The sequence below is a fragment of the Alcaligenes nematophilus genome (assembly GCF_026344155.1).
Taxonomy (GTDB): Bacteria; Pseudomonadota; Gammaproteobacteria; order Burkholderiales; family Burkholderiaceae_B; genus Alcaligenes; species Alcaligenes phenolicus.
The window spans coordinates 189,059-208,494 of sequence record NZ_JAPKMZ010000001.1; the positions used below are offsets into that span (position 1 = coordinate 189,059).

Genomic DNA, 19,436 nt, shown 5'->3' on the forward strand with positions numbered 1-19,436 from the left:
CCATGTCTTTCCTGGCCCAGCTTCGCGACAGAATTGCTTGCCGCCGGGCTAGGGCCTACGAGCGCTTCAGGCAAGACCTGCATTGCGATCGCCTGCTCACAAGCCTGTGCCAGCTTTGCGACCAAGGTCTGCGTGAACTTCTGGTCCGTTATCCCCTGCCCCGCCAAGCCAGCCTGGCGGCCTTGGGGGGGTATGGTCGCGGGGAGCTGTATCCGCATTCGGATGTGGACTTGCTGATCCTGTTGCAGCGCGAGCCCAATGCAGAGGATATAGACCGGATTCAGGCACTGGTCGCCGCCTTGTGGGATATAGGTCTGGCTCCCAGCCATAATGTGGCCACGCCCACCCAATGCCTGGAACAAGCCAGCCAGGACATCACCACCGAAACCGCCTTGCTGGAAAGCCGCTGGCTGGCGGGTTCCCGATTGCTGCTACGCCACGCCCAACAGCAACTGCAAAGCCAGATGGACCCGCAGGCTTTCTTCCTGGCCAAACAGGCCGAACAGCAGCAGCGTCATGCGCATCTGCAAGACACCCCCTACTCCCTGGAACCCAATTGCAAAGAGTCTCCTGGCGCCTTGCGCGACCTGCAGGTGCTGCTCTGGATGGCACGGGCAGCCGGTTTGGGTCGCAGTTGGGTGGATGTCGCGCAATCCGAACTACTGACGCAATCCGAGCTGAAAGCTCTGCAACGCGTGGAAGAAGCCTTCAAGCGTCTGCGCATTGAGCTTCATCTACTGACCGGCCGCGCCGAAGACAGACTGCTGTTTGACCTGCAACCACGTCTGGCTGACATTTACGGTTTTCAACCCACGGCCACCCGACGCGCCAGCGAACTGCTGATGCAGCGTTACTACTGGGCCGCCAAGATTGTCAGCCAGCTCAATCTGATCCTGATGCGCAGCATCGAGGAACACCTGTTCCCGCAAACCGATCAGGAACCGCTGATTCTGGACAGCCACTTCCAGATTCATCATGGACAGCTGGAACTGCGTCAGCCTGATGGCTTCGAGCAAGACCCCTCTTTGATTTTTGTGGCCATGCTGCATTTGCAGCAACAGCCCAATCTGCGTGGCCTGAAAGCCGATACCTTGCGAGCCCTCTGGCATGCCCGCCGCCTGATCGATGCCAAGTTCCGAGCCGAGCCCCGGAATCGACGTCTGTTTCTGGAAATTCTGCAGCAGAACAAAGGCATCGTGCATACCTTGCGGCTGATGAATCTGCTGAACCTGCTGCCGCGCTATTTGCCAGTCTTTCGACGCGTCGTCGGACAAATGCAGCACGACCTGTTCCACGCTTACACTGTGGACGAGCACACGCTAAAGGTTATACGCAACCTACGCCGCTTCACCATGGCCGAGCACAGCGAAGAGCTGTCCATGGCCAATCAGCTGATGAGCGGTTTTGATCGCCACTGGCTGCTGTATATCGCCGCCCTCTTTCACGACATTGCCAAAGGACGTGGCGGCAATCACTCCGAGCTGGGTGCGCAGGACGCCTTGGCATTCTGTCAGGATCACGGCTTGATGCCGGTGGACGCAGAGCTGGTGGTGTTTTTGGTGCGCGAGCACCTGACCATGTCGCAAGTGGCTCAGAAACGCGATTTGAGCGACCCGAATGTCATTTTCCAGTTCCTGCAAACCGTAGGTACGGAACGCCGCCTGACTGCCCTGTACCTGCTGACTGTCGCCGACATTCGGGCCACCAGCCCAACGGTATGGAACTCCTGGAAAGGCAAGCTGCTGGAAGACCTGTACAAGCTGTCACTGGCAGCTTTAGGACGGCAGGCCAAGGATGGCGTGTCCGTACTGGATCAACGCAAGCGTGACGCCGCTGGCGAAATTCGTCTGGCTGGCCTACTGGATGAAGCCCGCGAGGACTTCTGGCAATGGCTGGACAAGCCCTATTTCCTGCGCCACGACGCCAGTGAAATCGCCTGGCATACCATCCAGCTCTACCACCAGTCCCACAGCCTGACACCCATCGTACGCATACGCCCTGCCGGCCAATCCGACGCCCTGCAGGTGCTGGTCTACACCCAAGACGCCAGCGGCCTGTTCTTACGTATCTGCCGCTACTTTGACAGCCAGGCCGTCAGCATTCAGGACGCTCGCATTTACACGACTCGCCACGGCTGGGCGCTGGACAGTTTCATCGTCATGCTGCCCGCCTACGACCACGCCCTGCGGCGCGACCCTTTGCTGATCGAAACCGAGTTATGCCAGGCACTCCAGCAAGACCTGCTCCCTAGCGAGCCCCCGCACGACCACTACCGCGACATCCGCTCCCGCCGGGCTCGAGTCTTTCCCATTCAGCCCACCGTGGATCTGCGTCAGGAAGAGCAAGGGCAGGACTGGATTTTGACGCTAAGTGCCACAGACCGGCGCGGTTTGTTGTACAGTCTCGCCCAAGTATTCGAGCACCACGACGTGCGACTGCGCTCGGCCAAAGTCATGACCCTGGGCGATCGCGTGGAAGACGTCTTCATCCTGAGCGGTGCCGCACTGGAACAGAACCGTAATCAATTGCGCCTGGAGCGCGATGTACGTTTAGCCCTCTCTCAACAAGCCACCCCGTCTTAATGGAACTCTCCTCCGTATTTGCTGATGTCAGCCGCAGCTTCCTGTTTGCGTTGGCAACACTCTTGCCCATGCTGAACCCGCCTGCGGCCGCCCCCATCTTTCTGACCCTGACCGAAGGCGCCAGCGTGCCTGATCGCGCTCGCCTGGCCAAGAAAGTTGCCATCAATATTTTCATCATGCTGGCCATTGCCATGGTCGCGGGCAATATCGTGCTGAATTTCTTTGGCATTTCCCTGCCCATCATCCGAATTGGCGGGGGCCTGCTGGTGATTGCCACAGCCTGGCGCCTGATCAACGCCTCGGACTTTGACGCAGCCCATGCGCAGAACATGGCCGAGTCCTACTCCTGGGAACAGATCCGCTCCAAAGCCTTCTACCCCCTGACCTTCCCCATGCTCTGCGGCCCCGGCTCCTTGTCTGCGGCACTGACGGTAGGGGCGACCTTGCATGACAACTCGGTCACCGGCACCATGAGCAAGCTGGCTGGCGCGCTGCCTGCTATTGCTGCGGCCAGTTTTATCGTGTTTCTGGCCTTACGTTTTGCATCGCAATTCCTGTACAAACTGGGTAAAAATGGCACGGCTGTCGTGATGCGCCTGTCCGCCTTTATTCTCTTATGCCTGGGCGTGCAGATTACCTGGGCCGGTTTCCATGAACTTTTCCTGGGTTTGCTGCACGAAGCATCTACCTTTCATTCTTTAAGTTCCTCTTGATACCATGGCCGCATCCTCCCGCCAGTCCGCTGCACCCTACTATCTGATCGCCCTGCTCGCCTTTTCCGGCGTAGGCATTGCACTGCTTTCCCAGCATGTATTCAGCATCCCGCCTTGCGCCTGGTGCGTCCTGCAACGCCTGATTTTCATTGTGTTGGGCGTGTTCAGCCTGGTTGCTGGTGTGTTGCGCCAACTGGGGCATCAGCGCAGTTCAACCATTGCCAGCTTGCTGGGTCTGGCTACCTCAGTAGGTGGCATTCTGGCTGCCTGGTATCAGGTATCGGTCGCGCAGCACCTATTCAGCTGCGACCAGACCTTTGCCGATCGCTTCATTACCCAGTCCGGCCTGGAAAGCGGCTTGCCTTGGCTATTTGGTATTTATGCCTCCTGCATGGATGCACGCCAACCTTTGCTGGGGATTGAATACGCTTACTGGAGCTTGGCGCTATTTGTGATCCTGGGCCTGGGTTTGTTGCTGACGCTGTTCAAGCGACGAGGGGCCTAAGCGCCTGGGCAGCCACTACAGCCATAAAGCCCTGCCTTCCAGCAGGGCTTTTTTGTTCCACCCTGCTCAATCAGGCATCAAACCCAAATCGGTATAAACAGCGTCACGAACCTGATCCGGAAATGCACCAAACAGGCCCTCTGGAGCGGTATTGGTCATGCTGACAATGATGAGGTCCTGCTGTCGATCAAACATCCACTTCTGCCCGAATGCACCGACCCACTGCAAGCTCCCAGCAGACATCGGCATGGTCCGCTCAGGCAGCTGTCGTGAAATGGCGGCCCCGTAGGTATAGCCCCAATTTGGCCACATGCATTTGGCAGAATATGGCACATGATCGGTAAACAGCGCTTCGCAATACGGCTTGGAAAGCAAACTCCCATTTCGCAAAGCCAGAAGTATGCGCATCAAATCTGCCCCGGACCCAAGCATGGATGCCCCCGCATAGATCGGCCTGGAGCGCTGTGACAGGCTCTGCTCATCAAACCGCAGCACGCCGATACCCAGATCCAACGCACCATCCACCCGCGTCAAGCAAGCCTCATGATTTCGATACGGCACGGCCATCTGAAAATCATCGCGCTTGTAAAAGGAACAATGTCTCAAGCCCAAGGGACGACTAATGCTGTCCTCCAGTAACTCCGACAAGCCCCGTCCCGAAGCAATTTGCAAAGCCTGCCCCACTACATCCACTCCCAAGGAGTAACGCCAGCCTGTACCCGGTGCAAAACGTAGTGGTACGGAGCAAATACGTCGAAAATTCTCTTGCCAGCTCAGTTCTGGATCATCCAGCCCATCACTGACCTGAGCCTGAGCGTAGGCACTCTCCTCACCATCAATAAAACGATAACTAAGCCCCGATGTGTGAGTGAGCAATTGATGAATGGAAATAGGCGGGCAAATAGAATTGAAACTGGGACCGAAATGGGGAAGATAGCGCGTGATTCTATCTTTCAAAGAAAGCAGTCCCCGCTCAATCAAACGCAAGGCCAGCCAGGAACTGATTGTCTTGCTCAAGGAGCCCAAACTGAAGACCGTATCTTCATGCATGGCTTGAGCCAGCTCCTTATTCGCCCAGCCACCACTAAAACGAAATATCAGTTCACCTTGGTAAGCGACCAGCACCACGGCACCCATCACCCGGTTTTGCTCCAGGGCCTGCTCCAGCAAATGATGCAAGGCAGGAAAGTCGATACCAGATTGAATACTGACAGGAATCTGCTCTGTGGGATCAGGATCAGTTAATACCTGATCAGATTCCATATCTTTGCTTGGGTTTTTCATCTTTGATTCCAGATAGAATGCGCACCAAGGCGCATGATTTATCGAAAGAAACAAAGAAAAATATAAGCTGATTATTAAATAATATGAAATTAATCCGTAGATTATAAAATCATCAAAAATTAAAAAATAATAGGTTTAATTTATATAAGAGACTAATAATTAAAGCCTGAAAATAAAATATCCAAAACCACCCAGCAATCATAAATTCAAAAAAAACCCGCTATAAAAGCGGGTTTTTCCAATCGAGCACAAGATCAAGTTATCAGTCCGTTACGTCAGGCACTTCACGACCATTTTTGCGGCCTTCTGCCAACAGATTCAGATAAGCCTCGTCCACATCCCCTGTCACGTACTCGCCGCTAAAGCAGGAGGACTCAAAGCCGGCAAAGCGTGGGTTCAAGTCACGCAGGGATTGTTCCAGATCGTGCAGGTCTTGATAAACCAGACCATCCACACCAATTTCCTTGGCAACCTGATCCACATCACGACCTGTGGCGATCAGCTCGGAAACCGTAGGCATGTCGATGCCGTACACGTTCGGAAAGCGGACCGGTGGTGCTGCCGAAGCAAAGAACACCTTGTTCGCACCCGCGGCACGGGCCATATCCACAATCTGACGGCTCGTTGTGCCACGCACGATAGAGTCATCCACCAGCAGCACGTTCTTGCCACGGAATTCCATGGGAATAGCACTCAGTTTCTGACGCACCGACTTCTTGCGCACTTCCTGACCGGGCATGATAAAGGTGCGGCCCACGTAGCGGTTCTTGATGAAGCCTTCGCGGTAGTTCAGGTTCAAATGTGCTGCCAACTGCATGGCCGAAGGACGGGCCGAGTCAGGGATAGGCATGACCACATCGATATCGGCCAGACGCAGGTTCTTGGCGACGTTCTCGGCCAAGTACTCACCCATTAGCAAACGGGCGTCGTAAACCGACACACCATCAACAGTGGAATCGGGGCGGGCGAAGTACACGTACTCAAAGACACAGGGATTCAGGCGCGGGTTCTCGGCGCACTGGCGGCTGCTGAGATTACCGTCCAGATCCACAATGATGGCCTCGCCGGGCTCAACGTCGCGGACCAGCTCGAAGCCGCAACCGGTCAAGGCAACGGACTCGGAAGCAATCATCCATTCTTCACCCTTGGGCGTCACATTACGACCCAAGCACAAAGGACGAATCCCGTTCGGATCACGGAAAGCTACCAGACCGAAATTGGCGATTTGCGAGACTACCGCATAAGCCCCACGCGCACGGCGGTGCACAGCAGCGACGGCCTCAAACACTTCGTCCTGAGTCAGCTCAGGACCCGTGGCAGCGCGTTGCAACTCGTGGGCATACACATTCAGCAGAACCTCGGAATCCGAGTTGGTGTTGATGTGGCGACGATCAATGGTGAACAGTTCTTCACGCAGCTCACGCCAATTGGTCAGATTGCCGTTGTGCACAAAGCTCAGACCAAAGGGGGCGTTGACGTAAAACGGCTGCGCCTCCTCCACGCTCTGGCTGGAGCCCGCCGTGGGGTAACGCACGTGGCCAATACCGCTATTGCCCGGCAAGGAGCGCATGTTGCGGGTACGGAATACGTCCCGCACCAGGCCAAATGCCTTGTGCATGCTGAAGAACTGGTCGTGCCAGGTCGCCAGCCCCGCTGCATCCTGCCCGCGGTGCTGCAGCAAGAGCAAACTGTCATAGATCAACTGATTTACAGGGCTGCGCGCAACAACCCCTACAACTCCACACATGATTGGTTCCCGTTAGTGTGTTCTCAATAAGGCAGCCATTCTGCCAGAGACGGCGGCAGCATGGCCTTAATCGACTGCACCGCGCGGATCGCAGGCTCGGCCAGCTTGGCCTGCTCCCACCACGGTTCCTTAGGTAAATCGGTATGCCCGGCCAGGATGACCAGAATCAGCACCAGCAGCACCCCGCGAGCCAGCCCGAACAGGCCGCCCAAGCCATGATCGGCGGGCGTCAAACCCGTTTGCTCGATCAAGCTGGCTAACAGCATGTTCAACAGGCCCACCAGTAGCAAGACCATAAAAAAAACGGCTCCGTAGGCCAAAGCCGTACGTAATAAGCCGTTTTCTACCCAGACTTGTATCCAGCCTGATGTGCGTGGCCCCCACCAGATTGCGGCCATGAAGGCCAGCAAATAGGCGCTGAGCGAAAGAACTTCCTTGATCAATCCCCGTATCAGGCCCAGAAGGCCTGACACACCCACAATTCCAAGGACGATATAGTCGAAGCTGCTCACTTAGCCGAGATAAAACTGTTCTCGTAACCGAGCGAGCGCAAGCGGGCCTGGGCTGCCTGAGCCGCTTCACGAGTGGGGAATGGGCCCACACGCAAACGATAGGTTGGCTTGCCACCGCTTTGTGCCGTCTCTACATAGGCATTGGTCACACCGGCCGATACCAGCTGATCACGACGCGACTGGGCATCGTTCTGGTTGGAATAGGCGACAATCTGCAAAATGAAGTTGCCTTGTTGCGTAGCCGGTTTAGCGGCAGCAGCAGGGGCTGGTTTACTCGGGACACGGCCTTCCAGCAGGGCCAGCGCGTAGGAGCCGTCATCGGTACGGCCATTTTGTGCAGGCGCTGGGCTTGGCTTGGGTTTTTCGACTGGCTTGGGCTTCTCAACCGGCTTGGGCGTCTCTGGACGTGTGGTCACAGGCGGCGGCGCAGCGGGAGTGCTAGGTGTCGTGACAGGAGCAGGATCGGTTTCCAGACCGGGATTGACCACGGCCAGACCACCGTCGGTACTGGTGGAAGGATCAGTGACCAGCGGCTCGTCAGGTTGTTCGATGACAGGAGCAGGCGTGCCTTCTTGCACCACCAGCTCGCCGGGACGAGTCTGCACTGTGCCCTGCCCCGTTGTCTGACCGATGGGACCCAGGGCCAAAGACTGCTCGGGCTCAGGTGGGGTCTTGTCGGCGGTCAGCATGGGCACCAGCACGACGACGGCCAGAACCAGAGCCAGCGCACCGATCAGACGGCGGCGAGCCCGTCCACGCAGTTCCGATAATTGTGAATCGCTGGAAGCACTGCCGCGGCGACCCGACGATGAGGAAGTATCGTTACGTGAAAATAAACCCATGAGCCCTAGACCTATGAAATAAGCAGTCTTACTGATATTCAGGAAGATGAACGGTCGTTTGCGGCTTCAAGTATTGGTCCTACTGTCGCAAACGAGCCAAACACGACAATTCTATCATTGTCACTGGCCTCTTTTAACGCCGCCTCGTAAGCGAGCTGAGGACTGTTGTAACTGGATACGACCGCTGACGCTTTACTGACCGAAGCGCGGGCAACCGGCCGAACACCTGGGCGATGCGAGCCGGATTCGGCCTCGGGTGCCAACACATCATCAGGCGTCTGACCACTGGCCAGAACCGCGCGTACATGATTGGCCAATTCTTCACCCGACATGCTGCGTGGACCTTCCAGACTGGCACACATCCAGTGGTCGATACGGGTAGCCATGCGGGCGATCACGCCGTCCACATCCTTGTCCTTGTACATACCCACGACGGCAATCGTCTTGGGGTAAGGCGGCATATTGTCCAGGTTCTGCGCCAAGGCAGCCGCCGCATGGGGGTTGTGAGCCACGTCAAAAATCACACAAGGCTGGCCAGGTTGAATCTGGAAGCGGCCCGGCATGTGAGCACGCAGCAAGCCGGCACGTACAGCTTGCGCAGGCACAGCCAAACGTGGGTGCAGCGACTCCAGCGCAGCTAATGCCGCAGAAGCATTCAGCAGCTGATTCGCTCCACGCAAGGCCGGGTAAGCCAGGGCAGCGCGGCGCTGATTGCGGCCACCGTAAGCCCATTGCTGACGGTCGCCGGAATAGTTGAAATCTTTGCCAAACAGCCACAATTGGGCACCAATTTCCTGGGCGTAATCCAGCATGGTCTGTGGCGGCACGGGATCGGCACAGATCGCAGGACGATCGGCACGGAAAATATGGGCTTTCTCCCAGGCCACCTGTTCACGGGTATTGCCCAGGTACTCAGCATGGTCGATATCAATGCTGGTAATGATGGAACAGTCCGCATCAATGATGTTGACGGCATCGAGGCGACCACCCAGGCCCACTTCCAGCACCGCGACATCAACACGCTGCTCCTGGAACAGCAACAAGGCAGCCAGCGTGGAAAATTCAAAATAAGTCAGCGTCAGATCGCCACGAGCTTCGTTGATACGGGCAAATTGCGCCGTGATCTGCGCATCTTCGGCCATCTCGCCATTCAAGCGAATGCGTTCGTTATAGCGCACCAGATGCGGAGAGGCGTACACGCCTACCTTGTACGCGGCGGCCAGCAAAATCGCTTCCAGCATGGCGCAGGTCGAGCCTTTGCCGTTGGTGCCCCCCACCGTAATGACGACAGAATCCAGTTTGATGTTCAGACGTTGGGCAACCTCGCGAATCCGGCCCAGGCCCAGATCAATGGCCGAAGGATGCAAAGTTTCCAGATAGGACAGCCAGTCACTCAGCGAGGAGTCGGCTTTCAGAACAGGATGAGTCATGGACAACACCAATTACAAAATAAAAACGGCAGGCGCTGATGATAGCACCTGCCGTGATCCAATACGCCTTAACTATCAGGCGAATACTGGTATTACTTGCGACGCGTTGGAGGCAAGTCCGTGCACGTCCCTTCTGCGACGGCAGCAGCCTTGCTGACCGACTCGCACAAGGTGGGGTGCGGATGGATGGATTTAGCCAGATCGACCGGGTCCACACCCATTTCGATAGCCAGAACCAGCTCACCAATCAGCTCGCCCGCATTGGTACCGACGATACCGCCACCCACGATACGGTGGGTTTCAGCATCGAACAGAACCTTGGTAAAGCCTTCATCACGGTTGTTCGCAATCGCGCGACCAGATGCAGCCCAGGGGAACACGCCCTTCTCGACCTTGATGCCGTCTTTCTTGGCCTGATCTTCTGTCAGACCCACCCAGGCGATTTCCGGATCGGTGTAAGCCACCGAAGGAATCACGCGGGCATCAAAGAAAGACTTCTCGCCAGCGATGACTTCAGCAGCCACGTGCGCTTCGTGCTCGGCCTTATGTGCCAGCATGGGCTGACCCACGATGTCGCCAATCGCATAGATGTGCGGCACGTTGGTGCGCTGTTGCTTGTCAACCGGGATGAAGCCACGATCTGTCACCTGCACACCGGCCTTCTCGGCACCGATCTTCTTGCCATTGGGCGAACGGCCCACGGCTTGCAGAACCAGGTCGTAACGCTGCGGCTCGGCCGGAGCATTCTTGCCTTCGAAAGTCACCCAGATGCCATCTTCGCGCGCTTCGGCGGCCACAGTGCTGGTTTCCAGCATCATGTGATCAAAGCGGTGCTTGTTCATCTTCTCCCACACCTTGACCACGTCGCGATCTGCGCCCGGCATCAGGCCGGTCTGCATTTCCACCACGTCCAGGCGGGCACCCAGAGCCGAGTACACCGTACCCATTTCCAGACCGATGATGCCACCACCCACGATCAGCATGCGCTTGGGCACAGACTTCAGTTCCAGCGCGCCGGTGGAGTCCACCACGCGTGGATCGTCAGGCAGGAATGGCAGTTTTACCGACTGGCTACCGGCCGCAATAATGGCCGAGCCGAACTTGATCACTTTCTTGGTGCCGTCGTTGGCGGTCACTTCGATGTGGTTGGGGTCCAGGAATTGGCCGTTACCGACCACAACCTGCACCTTGCGGCCCTTGGCCATACCAGCCAGGCCACCGGTCAACTTGCCGATCACCTTGTTCTTGTAATCGCGCAGCGCGTCGATATCGATTTGCGCTTCACCGAACTTGATGCCGTGTGTTGCCAGGGACTTGGCTTCCTCGTAGACCGCTACGGTATGCAGCAAGGCCTTGGAAGGAATACAACCCACGTTCAAACACACGCCACCCAAAGTGCTGTAGCGCTCGACCAGAGCCACTTTCAGGCCCAGGTCAGCCGCACGGAAGGCCGCGTTGTAACCGCCTGGGCCCGCGCCCAGAACGACCACATCCACGGAATCATCCGCGCCGCCCTGATGGCTGGCCGCCTGCGGAGCAGGTGCCGCAGCCGGAGCGGCAGCGGCCGGAGCCGCCGCTGCTTTAGGCGCTTCTTCTTGTTTAGCGGGTGCTGCAGCGGGAGCGGCTTGGCTCTCCGACGCTTCAATCTTGGCAATGGCCGAACCCTGGGAGACTTTGTCACCCACTTTGACCAGCAACTCCTTGATCACCCCTGCCTGAGCGGCAGGGATTTCCATGGAGGCCTTGTCGGACTCCACGGTGATCAGGCTTTGCTCGACCTCGACCGTATCGCCGACTTGCACCAGCACTTCGATGACATCTACTTCACCGGAGTCGCCGATATCCGGGACCGTCAGATCAATCAGACTCATGACAACTCCTTACAGTGCGATGCGACGGAAGTCGGCCAGCATCGTTGCCAGGAAGGCATTGAAACGGGCGGCGGCGGCACCATCGATAACGCGGTGGTCGTAGGACAGGGACAGAGGCAGCATCAGACGTGGCTCGAATTCCTTGCCATTCCAGACTGGCTGCATGGAGGAACGCGACAGACCCAGAATGGCCACTTCTGGCGCATTGATAATGGGTGTGAAGTCCGTACCGCCAATACCGCCCAGCGAGGAAATGGTGAAGCAACCGCCTTGCATCTGAGCGGCACTCAGCTTGCCATCACGGGCAGCGGCAGCCAGTTCGCCCGTTTCGCGAGCGATGTCCAGAATGCCTTTCTTGTCGGCATCACGGATAACCGGCACAACCAGACCGTTAGGCGTGTCAGCTGCAAAACCAATGTGGTAGTACTGCTTGAGCACCAGATTGTCGCCGTCCAGCGAAGCGTTGAACTCGGGGAATTTCTTCAGGGCAGCCACGGCAGCCTTGATGACGAAAGCCAGCATGGTGACGCGAGCGCCGGACTTCTTGTATTCCTCGTTCAGCTCTTTACGCAGGGCTTCCAAAGAGGTGATGTCAGCCACATCGTTATTGGTGACATGAGGAATCATGACCCAGTTGCGATGCAGGTTGGCACCGGAAATCTTCTTGATGCGCGACAGGGCCTGCGTTTCGACTGGGCCAAACTTGGCAAAATCGACCTTGGGCCAGGCCAACACATCCAGACCACCGACTTGAGCAGCGGTACCGGCAGCAATAACCGGAGCAGCGCCGCCCGCCATGACTTGCTTCACAAAGCCACGCACATCGTCAGCCGTAATACGGCCTTTATCGCCCGAGCCATGAACCTTGGTCAGATCCACACCCAGCTCGCGAGCGAACTTGCGTACGCTAGGCGAGGCATGCGGCAGATTGCGCAAGGAGCCTTCGGTTTCCGCAAAAGCGGCAGTGGGCGAAACACGCTCTGGAGCCGGCGCACCAGCACCGACCACCACCGAGGAGCTGGCAGCAGGAGCGGCCGCTGCTGCGGGAGCAGGTTCAGCTTTAGGAGCGGGAGCGGCCTCGGCCTTGGCGGGTGCAGGGGCTGCAGCAGCTCCTTGCACTGTCAGTTCCAGAATGTCACTACCCTGGCTGACCTTGTCACCCAGTTTCACTTTGATGGCCGTCACCACACCGGCGTGGGAAGACGGCACTTCCATGGAAGCCTTGTCCGATTCCACGGTGATCAGGCTTTGGTCCACTTCGATGGTGTCACCCACTTGCACCATGATTTCGATAACGTCCACATCGCGGGCGTCGCCAATGTCAGGCACTTGGACGGTAACTTGCTGTTCACCACCGGCCGGGGCTGCCGCGGCGGCGGCAGGAGCCGCTGCGGGCGCAGCTTCAGCTTTAGGAGCGGGAGCAGCTTCGGCCTTGGCAGGCTCAGCGGCAGGCGCGGCCTGCGCGCCTTCGGCGGCTTCCAGTTCCAGAACCAGACTGCCTTCCTTAACCTTGTCGCCCAGCTTGACCTTGATCGACTTGACCACGCCAGCATCGGACGAGGGGATTTCCATGGAGGCCTTGTCGGACTCCACAGTAATCAGACTTTGCTCGACCTCAATGGTCTCGCCTTCCTTGACCAGGATTTCGATCACTTCGACAGCGTCGTCAGCACCGATATCCGGGATTTTGACTTGAATGATATTGCTCATGGTTCAGTCCCTTATGCGTGCTGCGGGTTGGCCTTGGAAGGATTGATGCCGTATTTGGCAATCGCCTCGGACGCTTTGCTGAACGGAATCTTGCCGTCTTCAGCCAGCGCGCGCAGAGCAGCCAGCACCACGAAGTGACGATCAACCTCAAAGTGCTCGCGCAGCTTGAAGCGGTAGTCGGAGCGGCCAAAACCATCGGTGCCCAACACTTTGAAGGTGCGATCCTTAGGCACGAACGGACGAATCTGGTCGCCAAAGGCCTTGACGTAGTCGGTGGAGACCACGATAGGACCATCCGTTTTAGCCAGTTGAGTCGTCACGTAAGGCACGGGCAGATCCTTGCCTTCAGGATTCAGCAGCGCAGCGCGCTCACAATCCAGACCATCACGACGCAGTTCGGTAAAGCTGGTCACGCTCCAAACGTCGGAGCCAATGCCCCAGTCTTTTTCCAGCAATTCTTGTGCTGCGATCACTTCGCGCAAAATCGTGCCCGAACCCATCAACTGAACGCGCAGCTTGCTGTCCTTGGCAACGGACTTGAACTTGTACATACCGCGCAGGATACCGTCTTCGTCGCCTTCGACCAGACCGGGCTGAGCGTAGTTCTCGTTCATCAGGGTGACGTAGTAGTACACGTCTTCCTGGTCCTGAACCATGCGCTTCAAACCATGCTGCATGATGACAGCCACTTCGTGAGCGAAGGTGGGGTCGTAGGATACGCAGTTAGGAATCAGCGAGGACTGAATATGGCTGTGGCCATCTTCGTGCTGCAAACCCTCACCGTTCAAGGTGGTCCGACCGGCAGTGCCGCCCAGCACGAAACCGCGTGCCTTCATGTCACCCGCTGCCCAGGCCAGATCGCCAAAGCGCTGGAAGCCGAACATGGAGTAATAAATGAAGAACGGAATCATGATGCGGTTGCTGTTGGAGTACGACGTGGCCGCCGCAATCCAGGAGCTGAAAGCACCCTGTTCGTTAATACCTTCCTGCAACAACTGACCATTGGCCGTTTCGCGGTAGTACATGACCTGGTCTTTATCGACCGGGGTGTACTTCTGGCCTTCCGGTGCGTAAATACCGATCTGACGGAACAGACCTTCCATACCAAAGGTACGGGATTCGTCAGCCAGGATAGGTACGGCACGAGGACCGACTTGTTTATCACGCAGCAAGGTGTTGAAAAAGCGCACAAACGCTTGCGTCGTGGAAATCTCACGGCCTTCGGCAGTGGCTTCCAGCATGGGCTTGAATGCGTCCAGAGTCGGCACGGTCAGCTGTTCATCGGCCTTGGTGCGACGCTTGGGCAAGTAGCCGCCCAATGCCTGACGGCGGGCGTGCAGGTATTGCATTTCTGGAGAGTCATCAGCTGGCTTGAAGTAAGGCAGCTCTTCCAGTTTGTCATCAGGAACCGGGATGTTGAAACGGTCGCGGAATTCGCGCACGGCGTCCAGATCCAGGCTCTTTTGTTGGTGCGATGGGTTCTTGGCCTGGCCCACGTGGCCCATGCCGTAGCCCTTGATGGTCTTGGCCAGAATAACGGTAGGCTGACCTTCGTGCTTGGTGGCAGCGTCAAACGCAGCGTACACCTTGTGAGGATCGTGACCGCCACGGTTCAGACGCCAGATGTCCTCGTCGCTCATGCGGCTGACCATTTCCAGCAGCTTGGGGTGCTTGCCAAAGAAGTGCTCGCGAACGTAGGCACCGTCGTTGGCCTTGTAGGCCTGGTATTCGCCGTCCACGGTTTCTTCCATGACCTTGCGCAGGATGCCTTCCTTGTCACGGGCCAGCAATGGATCCCAGTAACCGCCCCAGATCAGTTTCAGCACGTTCCAGCCTGCACCACGGAAGGTACCTTCCAGTTCCTGGATGATTTTGCCGTTACCGCGCACAGGACCGTCCAGACGCTGCAAGTTACAGTTCACGATGAAAATCAGGTTGTCCAGTTTTTCACGTGCAGCCAGACCGATGGCGCCCAGGGATTCGGGTTCGTCCATCTCGCCGTCGCCCAGGAATACCCAGACTTTACGGCCGCTGGTATCAGCAATGCCACGGGCATGCAGGTACTTCAGGAAACGAGCCTGGTAGATCGCCATCAATGGGCCCAGACCCATGGACACGGTGGGGAACTGCCAGAATTCGGGCATCAACTTGGGATGCGGGTAGGATGGCAAGCCTTTGCCATCGACTTCCTGACGGAAGTTGTTCAGCTGATCTTCGGAGATACGGCCTTCCATAAAGGCGCGGGCGTAAATACCGGGCGAGGAATGGCCCTGGAAGAACACCATGTCGCCGCCGCGATCTTCGGTTTCAGCGTGCCAGAAGTGGTTCTGACCGCAACCAATCATGGTGGCCAGCGACGCAAAGGAGGCAATGTGACCGCCCAGACCACCACCATCAGGAGGGGTTTCGCGGTTGGCGCGCACCACCATGGCCATGGCGTTCCAGCGAATGTAGGAACGGATGCGCTCTTCGAGCACCAGGTTGCCAGGGTGGGCAGGTTCCAGACCCGGAGGAATCGTGTTCTCGTAAGCCGTGTTGGGCGAGAACGGGATGTGAGCACCGGAGCGACGGGCCAGATCGATCAGCTTTTCGATCAGATCATGAGCACGGGCCGGGCCTTCACGGTCCACCACCGCTTCCAGGGCGTCAAGCCACTCTTTTGTTTCTAGGGCTTGGTCTTGACTGACCTGAGCCGAACTATTGTCTTGGGTTGAGGACATATAGTGTCTCCATATATGTGGTAGTAGTCCGGTCTTGCTCGACGCTGAGCCGCCCATCTAATAAGAAGTAAAGCGATCCTGACCGAAGCGGGTTTTGCGGACTGTGAGCGTTCAAGGCGGGGTACGCCTGCACCAAACCATTCTAGGAAAGAACACAGAAACGCTCAAGCAAAATTTCATTTTATGGTATGTGTTTTCATAATACGAAATATCACTAAAAAAAATAGCCCTACATTACAATCCAGCCATACTTCTTTTCTTGCTGTTATGGCTACTCATCCCAAAAAGTCTCTGATCCCTTCAACCTTCTATGATCAGGCCAAGCAGAATCGGCGTGGATTCTATTGGCTGACACCGGTTGTCGTGCTGTTTCTCTACCTCTGTGTCATGGGGGTATTCCTGTGGCTGCAGCGTTTGCAAAACGATAGCGTCATGTTTGTGACCATCGATCAGGAAACGCGCCAGCAACGCCTGATGATGGTGATTTTGGCCCTGTCCCTGGTGATTGTGGTCAGCTTGCTGGCCCTGTGGCGCTATACCCGCTTCCGCACCCATGCCGAGGCAGCACAAACCGCCGAGACGGGTTTCCGGCGTGCCATGGAAAACTCCATGTCCACGGGGATGCGCGTGTTTGACATGCAGGGCCGCATCGCTTATGTGAATCCGGCTTTTTGCAGAATGATTGGCTGGAACGAGGCCGATCTGGTCGGTCGTACCGCCCCTTTCCCTTACTGGTTACCCGGTCGTCATCAACAGCACCAGGAAACCCTGGATCTTTTGCTGTCCGGCCGCACGCCCAGCAGTGGTCTGGAAGTGGAGGCTCAGCGCCGCGATGGCTCGCGCTTTACGGCCCGTATGTATGTCTCGCCCTTGCGTGCCCCTAATGGAGAGCAGATCGGCTGGATGACTTCCATGACGGACATTACCGAACCCAAGCGTATTCGCGAAGCCCTGACCGCCGCGCATGAACGCTTCATGACGGTACTGGAAGGTCTGGATGATGCCATTTCCGTGGTGGCCGATACATCGGACGGTCTGGAACTGCTGTTTGCCAACCGCACCTATCGTCGCTTCTTTGGCGCCCAATCCAATGGTCACGCTGAATTGCTGGGTGGCCGCCTGGGTCGCTTTACGGATGAAACCGTAGAGATCTACTCCGAATCGGCGGCCCGCTGGTTCGAAGTTCATCACCGCATGCTGGCCTGGACAGACGGCCGCCGTGTACGTCTGCAAGTGGCGCGCGATATTACCGACCGCCGCAAGCACGAAGAAGCCTCGCGCATTCAGCAAGAAAAGGTGCAGTTGACCAGCCGCCTGACCACCATGGGCGAAATGGCTTCCTCGCTGGCGCACGAATTGAACCAGCCGCTGACGGCCATCAATAACTACAGCATGGGCGCAGTTGCCATGCTGAAATCTGGTCGCTACCAGCCTGAAACCCTGCTGGCCGCGCTGGAAAAAGCGGCCCAGCAAGCCGAGCGCGCGGGCAAGATCATCAGCCGTATTCGTGAATTCGTGAAACGTAGCGAACCGCGCCGCGTCCGCGTCAAGGTCATGCGTATTGTGGAAAATGCCGTCGGCTTTGCCGAAATCGACGCCCGCAAGCGCCAGATCGAGATTGAATTGAGCATTCCGGACCCCGTTCCTGACGTCATTGCCGACCCCATTCTCATAGAACAGGTATTATTGAATCTGCTCAAAAATGGGATCGAAGCCATGGAACACAGCGAGCATCATGTGCTTCAATTGGTGATTACCCAACAAGAATCGCTTTTGGAGATGGCCGTCATCGATCGCGGTCATGGCTTGAAAGATCCGGAGCGCCTCTTTGAACCGTTTTACAGTACCAAGTCCGAAGGCCTTGGGATGGGCCTGAATATCTGTCGCACAATTATTGAATCGCATCACGGCCGCCTGTGGGCTGTCGGCAATCCAGAGGGTGGAACGATTTTCCGTTTCAGTCTACCTTGTGCGGCACCGGATGTAACGGACACCCTTGATAACAAACTGGAGATACCCGAATGACCAGCCCGCAAATGCCATGCACCATTTACGTAGTCGATGACGACGAAGCCGTACGGGACTCCTTGCGCTGGCTCCTGGAAGCTAACGGCTATCGGGTCCGCTGCTTTGCATCGGGCGAAGAGTTTCTGGGCGCCTACGACCCGGCCCAGGTGGCCGTCCTGATTGTGGACGTGCGCATGCCCGGCATGAGCGGCCTGGAGCTGCAGGAAGCCCTGATCGCTCGCAAGTCGAACATCCCGATTGTGTTCATTACCGGCCACGGTGACGTGCCCATGGCTGTGAGCACCATGAAGAAAGGCGCTATCGACTTTCTGGAAAAACCCTTTAACGAAGCCGATCTGCGCACTATTGTCAGCCGCATGATCGAACAGGCTACGGCTCGTGCCTCGCAAGCGCAGGCGCAAAAAGATCAACAAGAAGTCCTGGGCCGCCTGACAGCGCGCGAACAGCAAGTGCTGGAACGCATTGTTGCCGGTCGCCTGAACAAGCAGATTGCTGGGGACTTGAACATCAGCATTAAAACTGTCGAAGCGCATCGCGCCAATATCATGGAAAAACTGGAAGTCACTACGGTTGCCGACCTCATGAAAATCGCCCTCACCAAGTCCGAGGATGCGTAAATGAGTGCTCGCATTATTGATGGAAAAAAGCTGTCCACCGCCATCAAGGCGGACGTTGCAGAACGCGTTGCCAAGCTGAAACAAACCCACGGCATTCAAGCCGGTTTGACCGTGGTACTGGTCGGTGAAGATCCGGCCTCCCAGGTTTATGTACGCAACAAGGGCCTGGCATGCGAAGCCGCCGGCCTGAAATCCGAAATCATCCGTCTGCCTGCCGACACCACCGAAACCAAGCTGCTGGCCCTGATCACTCGCTTGAATCAGGACAGCTCGGTGCACGGCATTCTGGTTCAGTTGCCCCTGCCCGCCCATCTGGACGAGCACAAGGTGATTGAAACCATTGCACCGCACAAGGACGTGGATGGTTTCCACGTCAGCAATGCCGGCATGCTCATGACGGGCAAGCCGCTATTTGCCCCCTGCACGCCCTACGGCGTCATGAAAATGCTGGAATCCGAAAACGTGGCACTGCGCGGTGCAGAAGCCGTCGTCGTGGGCGCCAGCAATATCGTGGGCAAACCCATGGCCATGCTCTTGCTGGCTGCGGGCGCTACCGTCACCCTCTGTAACTCCAAAACGCGCGATCTGGCCGCCCAGACACGCCGTGCCGATGTGCTGGTCGCTGCCGTAGGCCGCCCAGGCATCATTACCGGCGATATGGTCAAGCCCGGTGCCGTCGTGATCGACGTGGGTATCAACCGCGGTGCAGACGGCAAGCTGTGCGGCGACGTGGACTTTGCCAGTGCCAGCGAAGTGGCCTCGGCCATTACGCCCGTACCCGGCGGCGTCGGCCCCATGACCATTGCCATGCTGCTGGTCAACACCTTGGAAGCGGCCGAACGTTCGGCCAACATCAGTCTTTAATTTAATCAACG

The 19,436-nt window shown here is 57.2% G+C and carries 14 protein-coding genes; 6 read left to right on the top strand and 8 right to left on the bottom strand.

The features are described from left to right. Nucleotides 1–2 precede the first annotated feature (2 nt). From OSH04_RS00900 to OSH04_RS00910, 3 genes are read left to right on the top strand one after another with little or no spacing between them, the layout of a single operon-like run. On the top strand, nucleotides 3–2,582 hold the full coding sequence (locus OSH04_RS00900) for a [protein-PII] uridylyltransferase (RefSeq protein WP_266107771.1): 2,580 nt from the start codon (nucleotides 3–5) through the stop codon (nucleotides 2,580–2,582). Beyond that, on the top strand, nucleotides 2,582–3,295 hold the full coding sequence (locus OSH04_RS00905; protein ID WP_035271732.1) for a MarC family protein: 714 nt from the start codon (nucleotides 2,582–2,584) through the stop codon (nucleotides 3,293–3,295). The genes OSH04_RS00900 and OSH04_RS00905 overlap by 1 nt, the downstream gene beginning before the upstream one ends. 4 nt (nucleotides 3,296–3,299) lie before the next feature. Next, nucleotides 3,300–3,800, top strand: a complete 501-nt coding sequence (locus OSH04_RS00910; RefSeq protein ID WP_052159392.1) for a disulfide bond formation protein B — start codon at nucleotides 3,300–3,302, stop codon at nucleotides 3,798–3,800. Between the two features lie 66 nt (nucleotides 3,801–3,866). On the opposite strand, the gene OSH04_RS00915 is transcribed toward OSH04_RS00910, so the two are convergent. The 8 genes from OSH04_RS00915 to aceE all read right to left on the bottom strand — a co-directional run bounded on the left by OSH04_RS00915 (nucleotide 3,867) and on the right by aceE (nucleotide 15,916). Then, entirely contained in the window at nucleotides 3,867–5,084 is a 1,218-nt protein-coding gene (locus OSH04_RS00915) for a serine hydrolase domain-containing protein (protein ID WP_266107772.1), read from the bottom strand. 262 nt (nucleotides 5,085–5,346) lie between these two features. Beyond that, entirely contained in the window at nucleotides 5,347–6,831 is a 1,485-nt protein-coding gene (purF, locus tag OSH04_RS00920; RefSeq protein WP_009457026.1) for an amidophosphoribosyltransferase, read from the bottom strand. A gap of 23 nt (nucleotides 6,832–6,854) precedes the next feature. Further along, on the bottom strand, nucleotides 6,855–7,343 hold the full coding sequence (locus tag OSH04_RS00925) for a CvpA family protein (protein ID WP_009457028.1): 489 nt from the start codon (nucleotides 7,341–7,343) through the stop codon (nucleotides 6,855–6,857). Continuing rightward, nucleotides 7,340–8,185, bottom strand: coding sequence for an SPOR domain-containing protein (locus OSH04_RS00930; protein WP_035271734.1), 846 nt, complete (start codon nucleotides 8,183–8,185; stop codon nucleotides 7,340–7,342). Before OSH04_RS00930 ends, OSH04_RS00925 begins: the two co-directional genes overlap by 4 nt. A 38-nt stretch (nucleotides 8,186–8,223) precedes the next feature. Continuing rightward, nucleotides 8,224–9,615: a bifunctional tetrahydrofolate synthase/dihydrofolate synthase gene (gene folC, locus OSH04_RS00935; RefSeq protein ID WP_088450091.1), complete on the bottom strand. Its 1,392-nt coding sequence runs from the start codon at nucleotides 9,613–9,615 to the stop codon at nucleotides 8,224–8,226. 92 nt (nucleotides 9,616–9,707) lie between these two features. Next, the gene (gene lpdA, locus OSH04_RS00940; RefSeq protein ID WP_009457034.1) at nucleotides 9,708–11,486 is read right to left on the bottom strand and encodes a dihydrolipoyl dehydrogenase; all 1,779 of its coding nucleotides are present in this window, start codon (nucleotides 11,484–11,486) and stop codon (nucleotides 9,708–9,710) included. Between the two features lie 9 nt (nucleotides 11,487–11,495). Next, nucleotides 11,496–13,196 (bottom strand): dihydrolipoyllysine-residue acetyltransferase, encoded by a 1,701-nt coding sequence (aceF, locus tag OSH04_RS00945; protein ID WP_115633737.1) that lies wholly within the window; start codon nucleotides 13,194–13,196, stop codon nucleotides 11,496–11,498. An 11-nt stretch (nucleotides 13,197–13,207) separates the two neighbouring features. Further along, entirely contained in the window at nucleotides 13,208–15,916 is a 2,709-nt protein-coding gene (aceE, locus tag OSH04_RS00950; protein WP_035271739.1) for a pyruvate dehydrogenase (acetyl-transferring), homodimeric type, read from the bottom strand. Nucleotides 15,917–16,183: 267 nt separating this feature from the next. Between aceE and OSH04_RS00955 the strand changes: the two genes are divergently transcribed. The 3 genes from OSH04_RS00955 to folD are packed head-to-tail and all read left to right on the top strand — an operon-like array spanning nucleotide 16,184 to nucleotide 19,425. Then, the gene (locus OSH04_RS00955; RefSeq protein ID WP_035271741.1) at nucleotides 16,184–17,941 is read left to right on the top strand and encodes a PAS domain-containing sensor histidine kinase; all 1,758 of its coding nucleotides are present in this window, start codon (nucleotides 16,184–16,186) and stop codon (nucleotides 17,939–17,941) included. Beyond that, nucleotides 17,938–18,561, top strand: a complete 624-nt coding sequence (locus tag OSH04_RS00960; RefSeq protein ID WP_042480818.1) for a response regulator transcription factor — start codon at nucleotides 17,938–17,940, stop codon at nucleotides 18,559–18,561. Before OSH04_RS00955 ends, OSH04_RS00960 begins: the two co-directional genes overlap by 4 nt. Then, entirely contained in the window at nucleotides 18,562–19,425 is an 864-nt protein-coding gene (folD, locus tag OSH04_RS00965) for a bifunctional methylenetetrahydrofolate dehydrogenase/methenyltetrahydrofolate cyclohydrolase FolD (protein ID WP_026483301.1), read from the top strand. The last annotated feature ends 11 nt before the right edge of the window (nucleotides 19,426–19,436 follow it).

Coding starts and splice junctions, on each gene's coding strand:
- OSH04_RS00900 (WP_266107771.1), top strand. CDS start 3: ATGTCTTTCCTGGCCCAGCTTCGCGACAGAATTGCTTGCCGCCGGGCT.
- OSH04_RS00905 (WP_035271732.1), top strand. CDS start 2,582: ATGGAACTCTCCTCCGTATTTGCTGATGTCAGCCGCAGCTTCCTGTTT.
- OSH04_RS00910 (WP_052159392.1), top strand. CDS start 3,300: ATGGCCGCATCCTCCCGCCAGTCCGCTGCACCCTACTATCTGATCGCC.
- OSH04_RS00915 (WP_266107772.1), bottom strand. CDS start 5,084: ATGAAAAACCCAAGCAAAGATATGGAATCTGATCAGGTATTAACTGAT.
- purF (WP_009457026.1), bottom strand. CDS start 6,831: ATGTGTGGAGTTGTAGGGGTTGTTGCGCGCAGCCCTGTAAATCAGTTG.
- OSH04_RS00930 (WP_035271734.1), bottom strand. CDS start 8,185: ATGGGTTTATTTTCACGTAACGATACTTCCTCATCGTCGGGTCGCCGC.
- folC (WP_088450091.1), bottom strand. CDS start 9,615: ATGACTCATCCTGTTCTGAAAGCCGACTCCTCGCTGAGTGACTGGCTG.
- lpdA (WP_009457034.1), bottom strand. CDS start 11,486: ATGAGTCTGATTGATCTGACGGTCCCGGATATCGGCGACTCCGGTGAA.
- aceF (WP_115633737.1), bottom strand. CDS start 13,196: ATGAGCAATATCATTCAAGTCAAAATCCCGGATATCGGTGCTGACGAC.
- aceE (WP_035271739.1), bottom strand. CDS start 15,916: ATGTCCTCAACCCAAGACAATAGTTCGGCTCAGGTCAGTCAAGACCAA.
- OSH04_RS00955 (WP_035271741.1), top strand. CDS start 16,184: ATGGCTACTCATCCCAAAAAGTCTCTGATCCCTTCAACCTTCTATGAT.
- OSH04_RS00960 (WP_042480818.1), top strand. CDS start 17,938: ATGACCAGCCCGCAAATGCCATGCACCATTTACGTAGTCGATGACGAC.
- folD (WP_026483301.1), top strand. CDS start 18,562: ATGAGTGCTCGCATTATTGATGGAAAAAAGCTGTCCACCGCCATCAAG.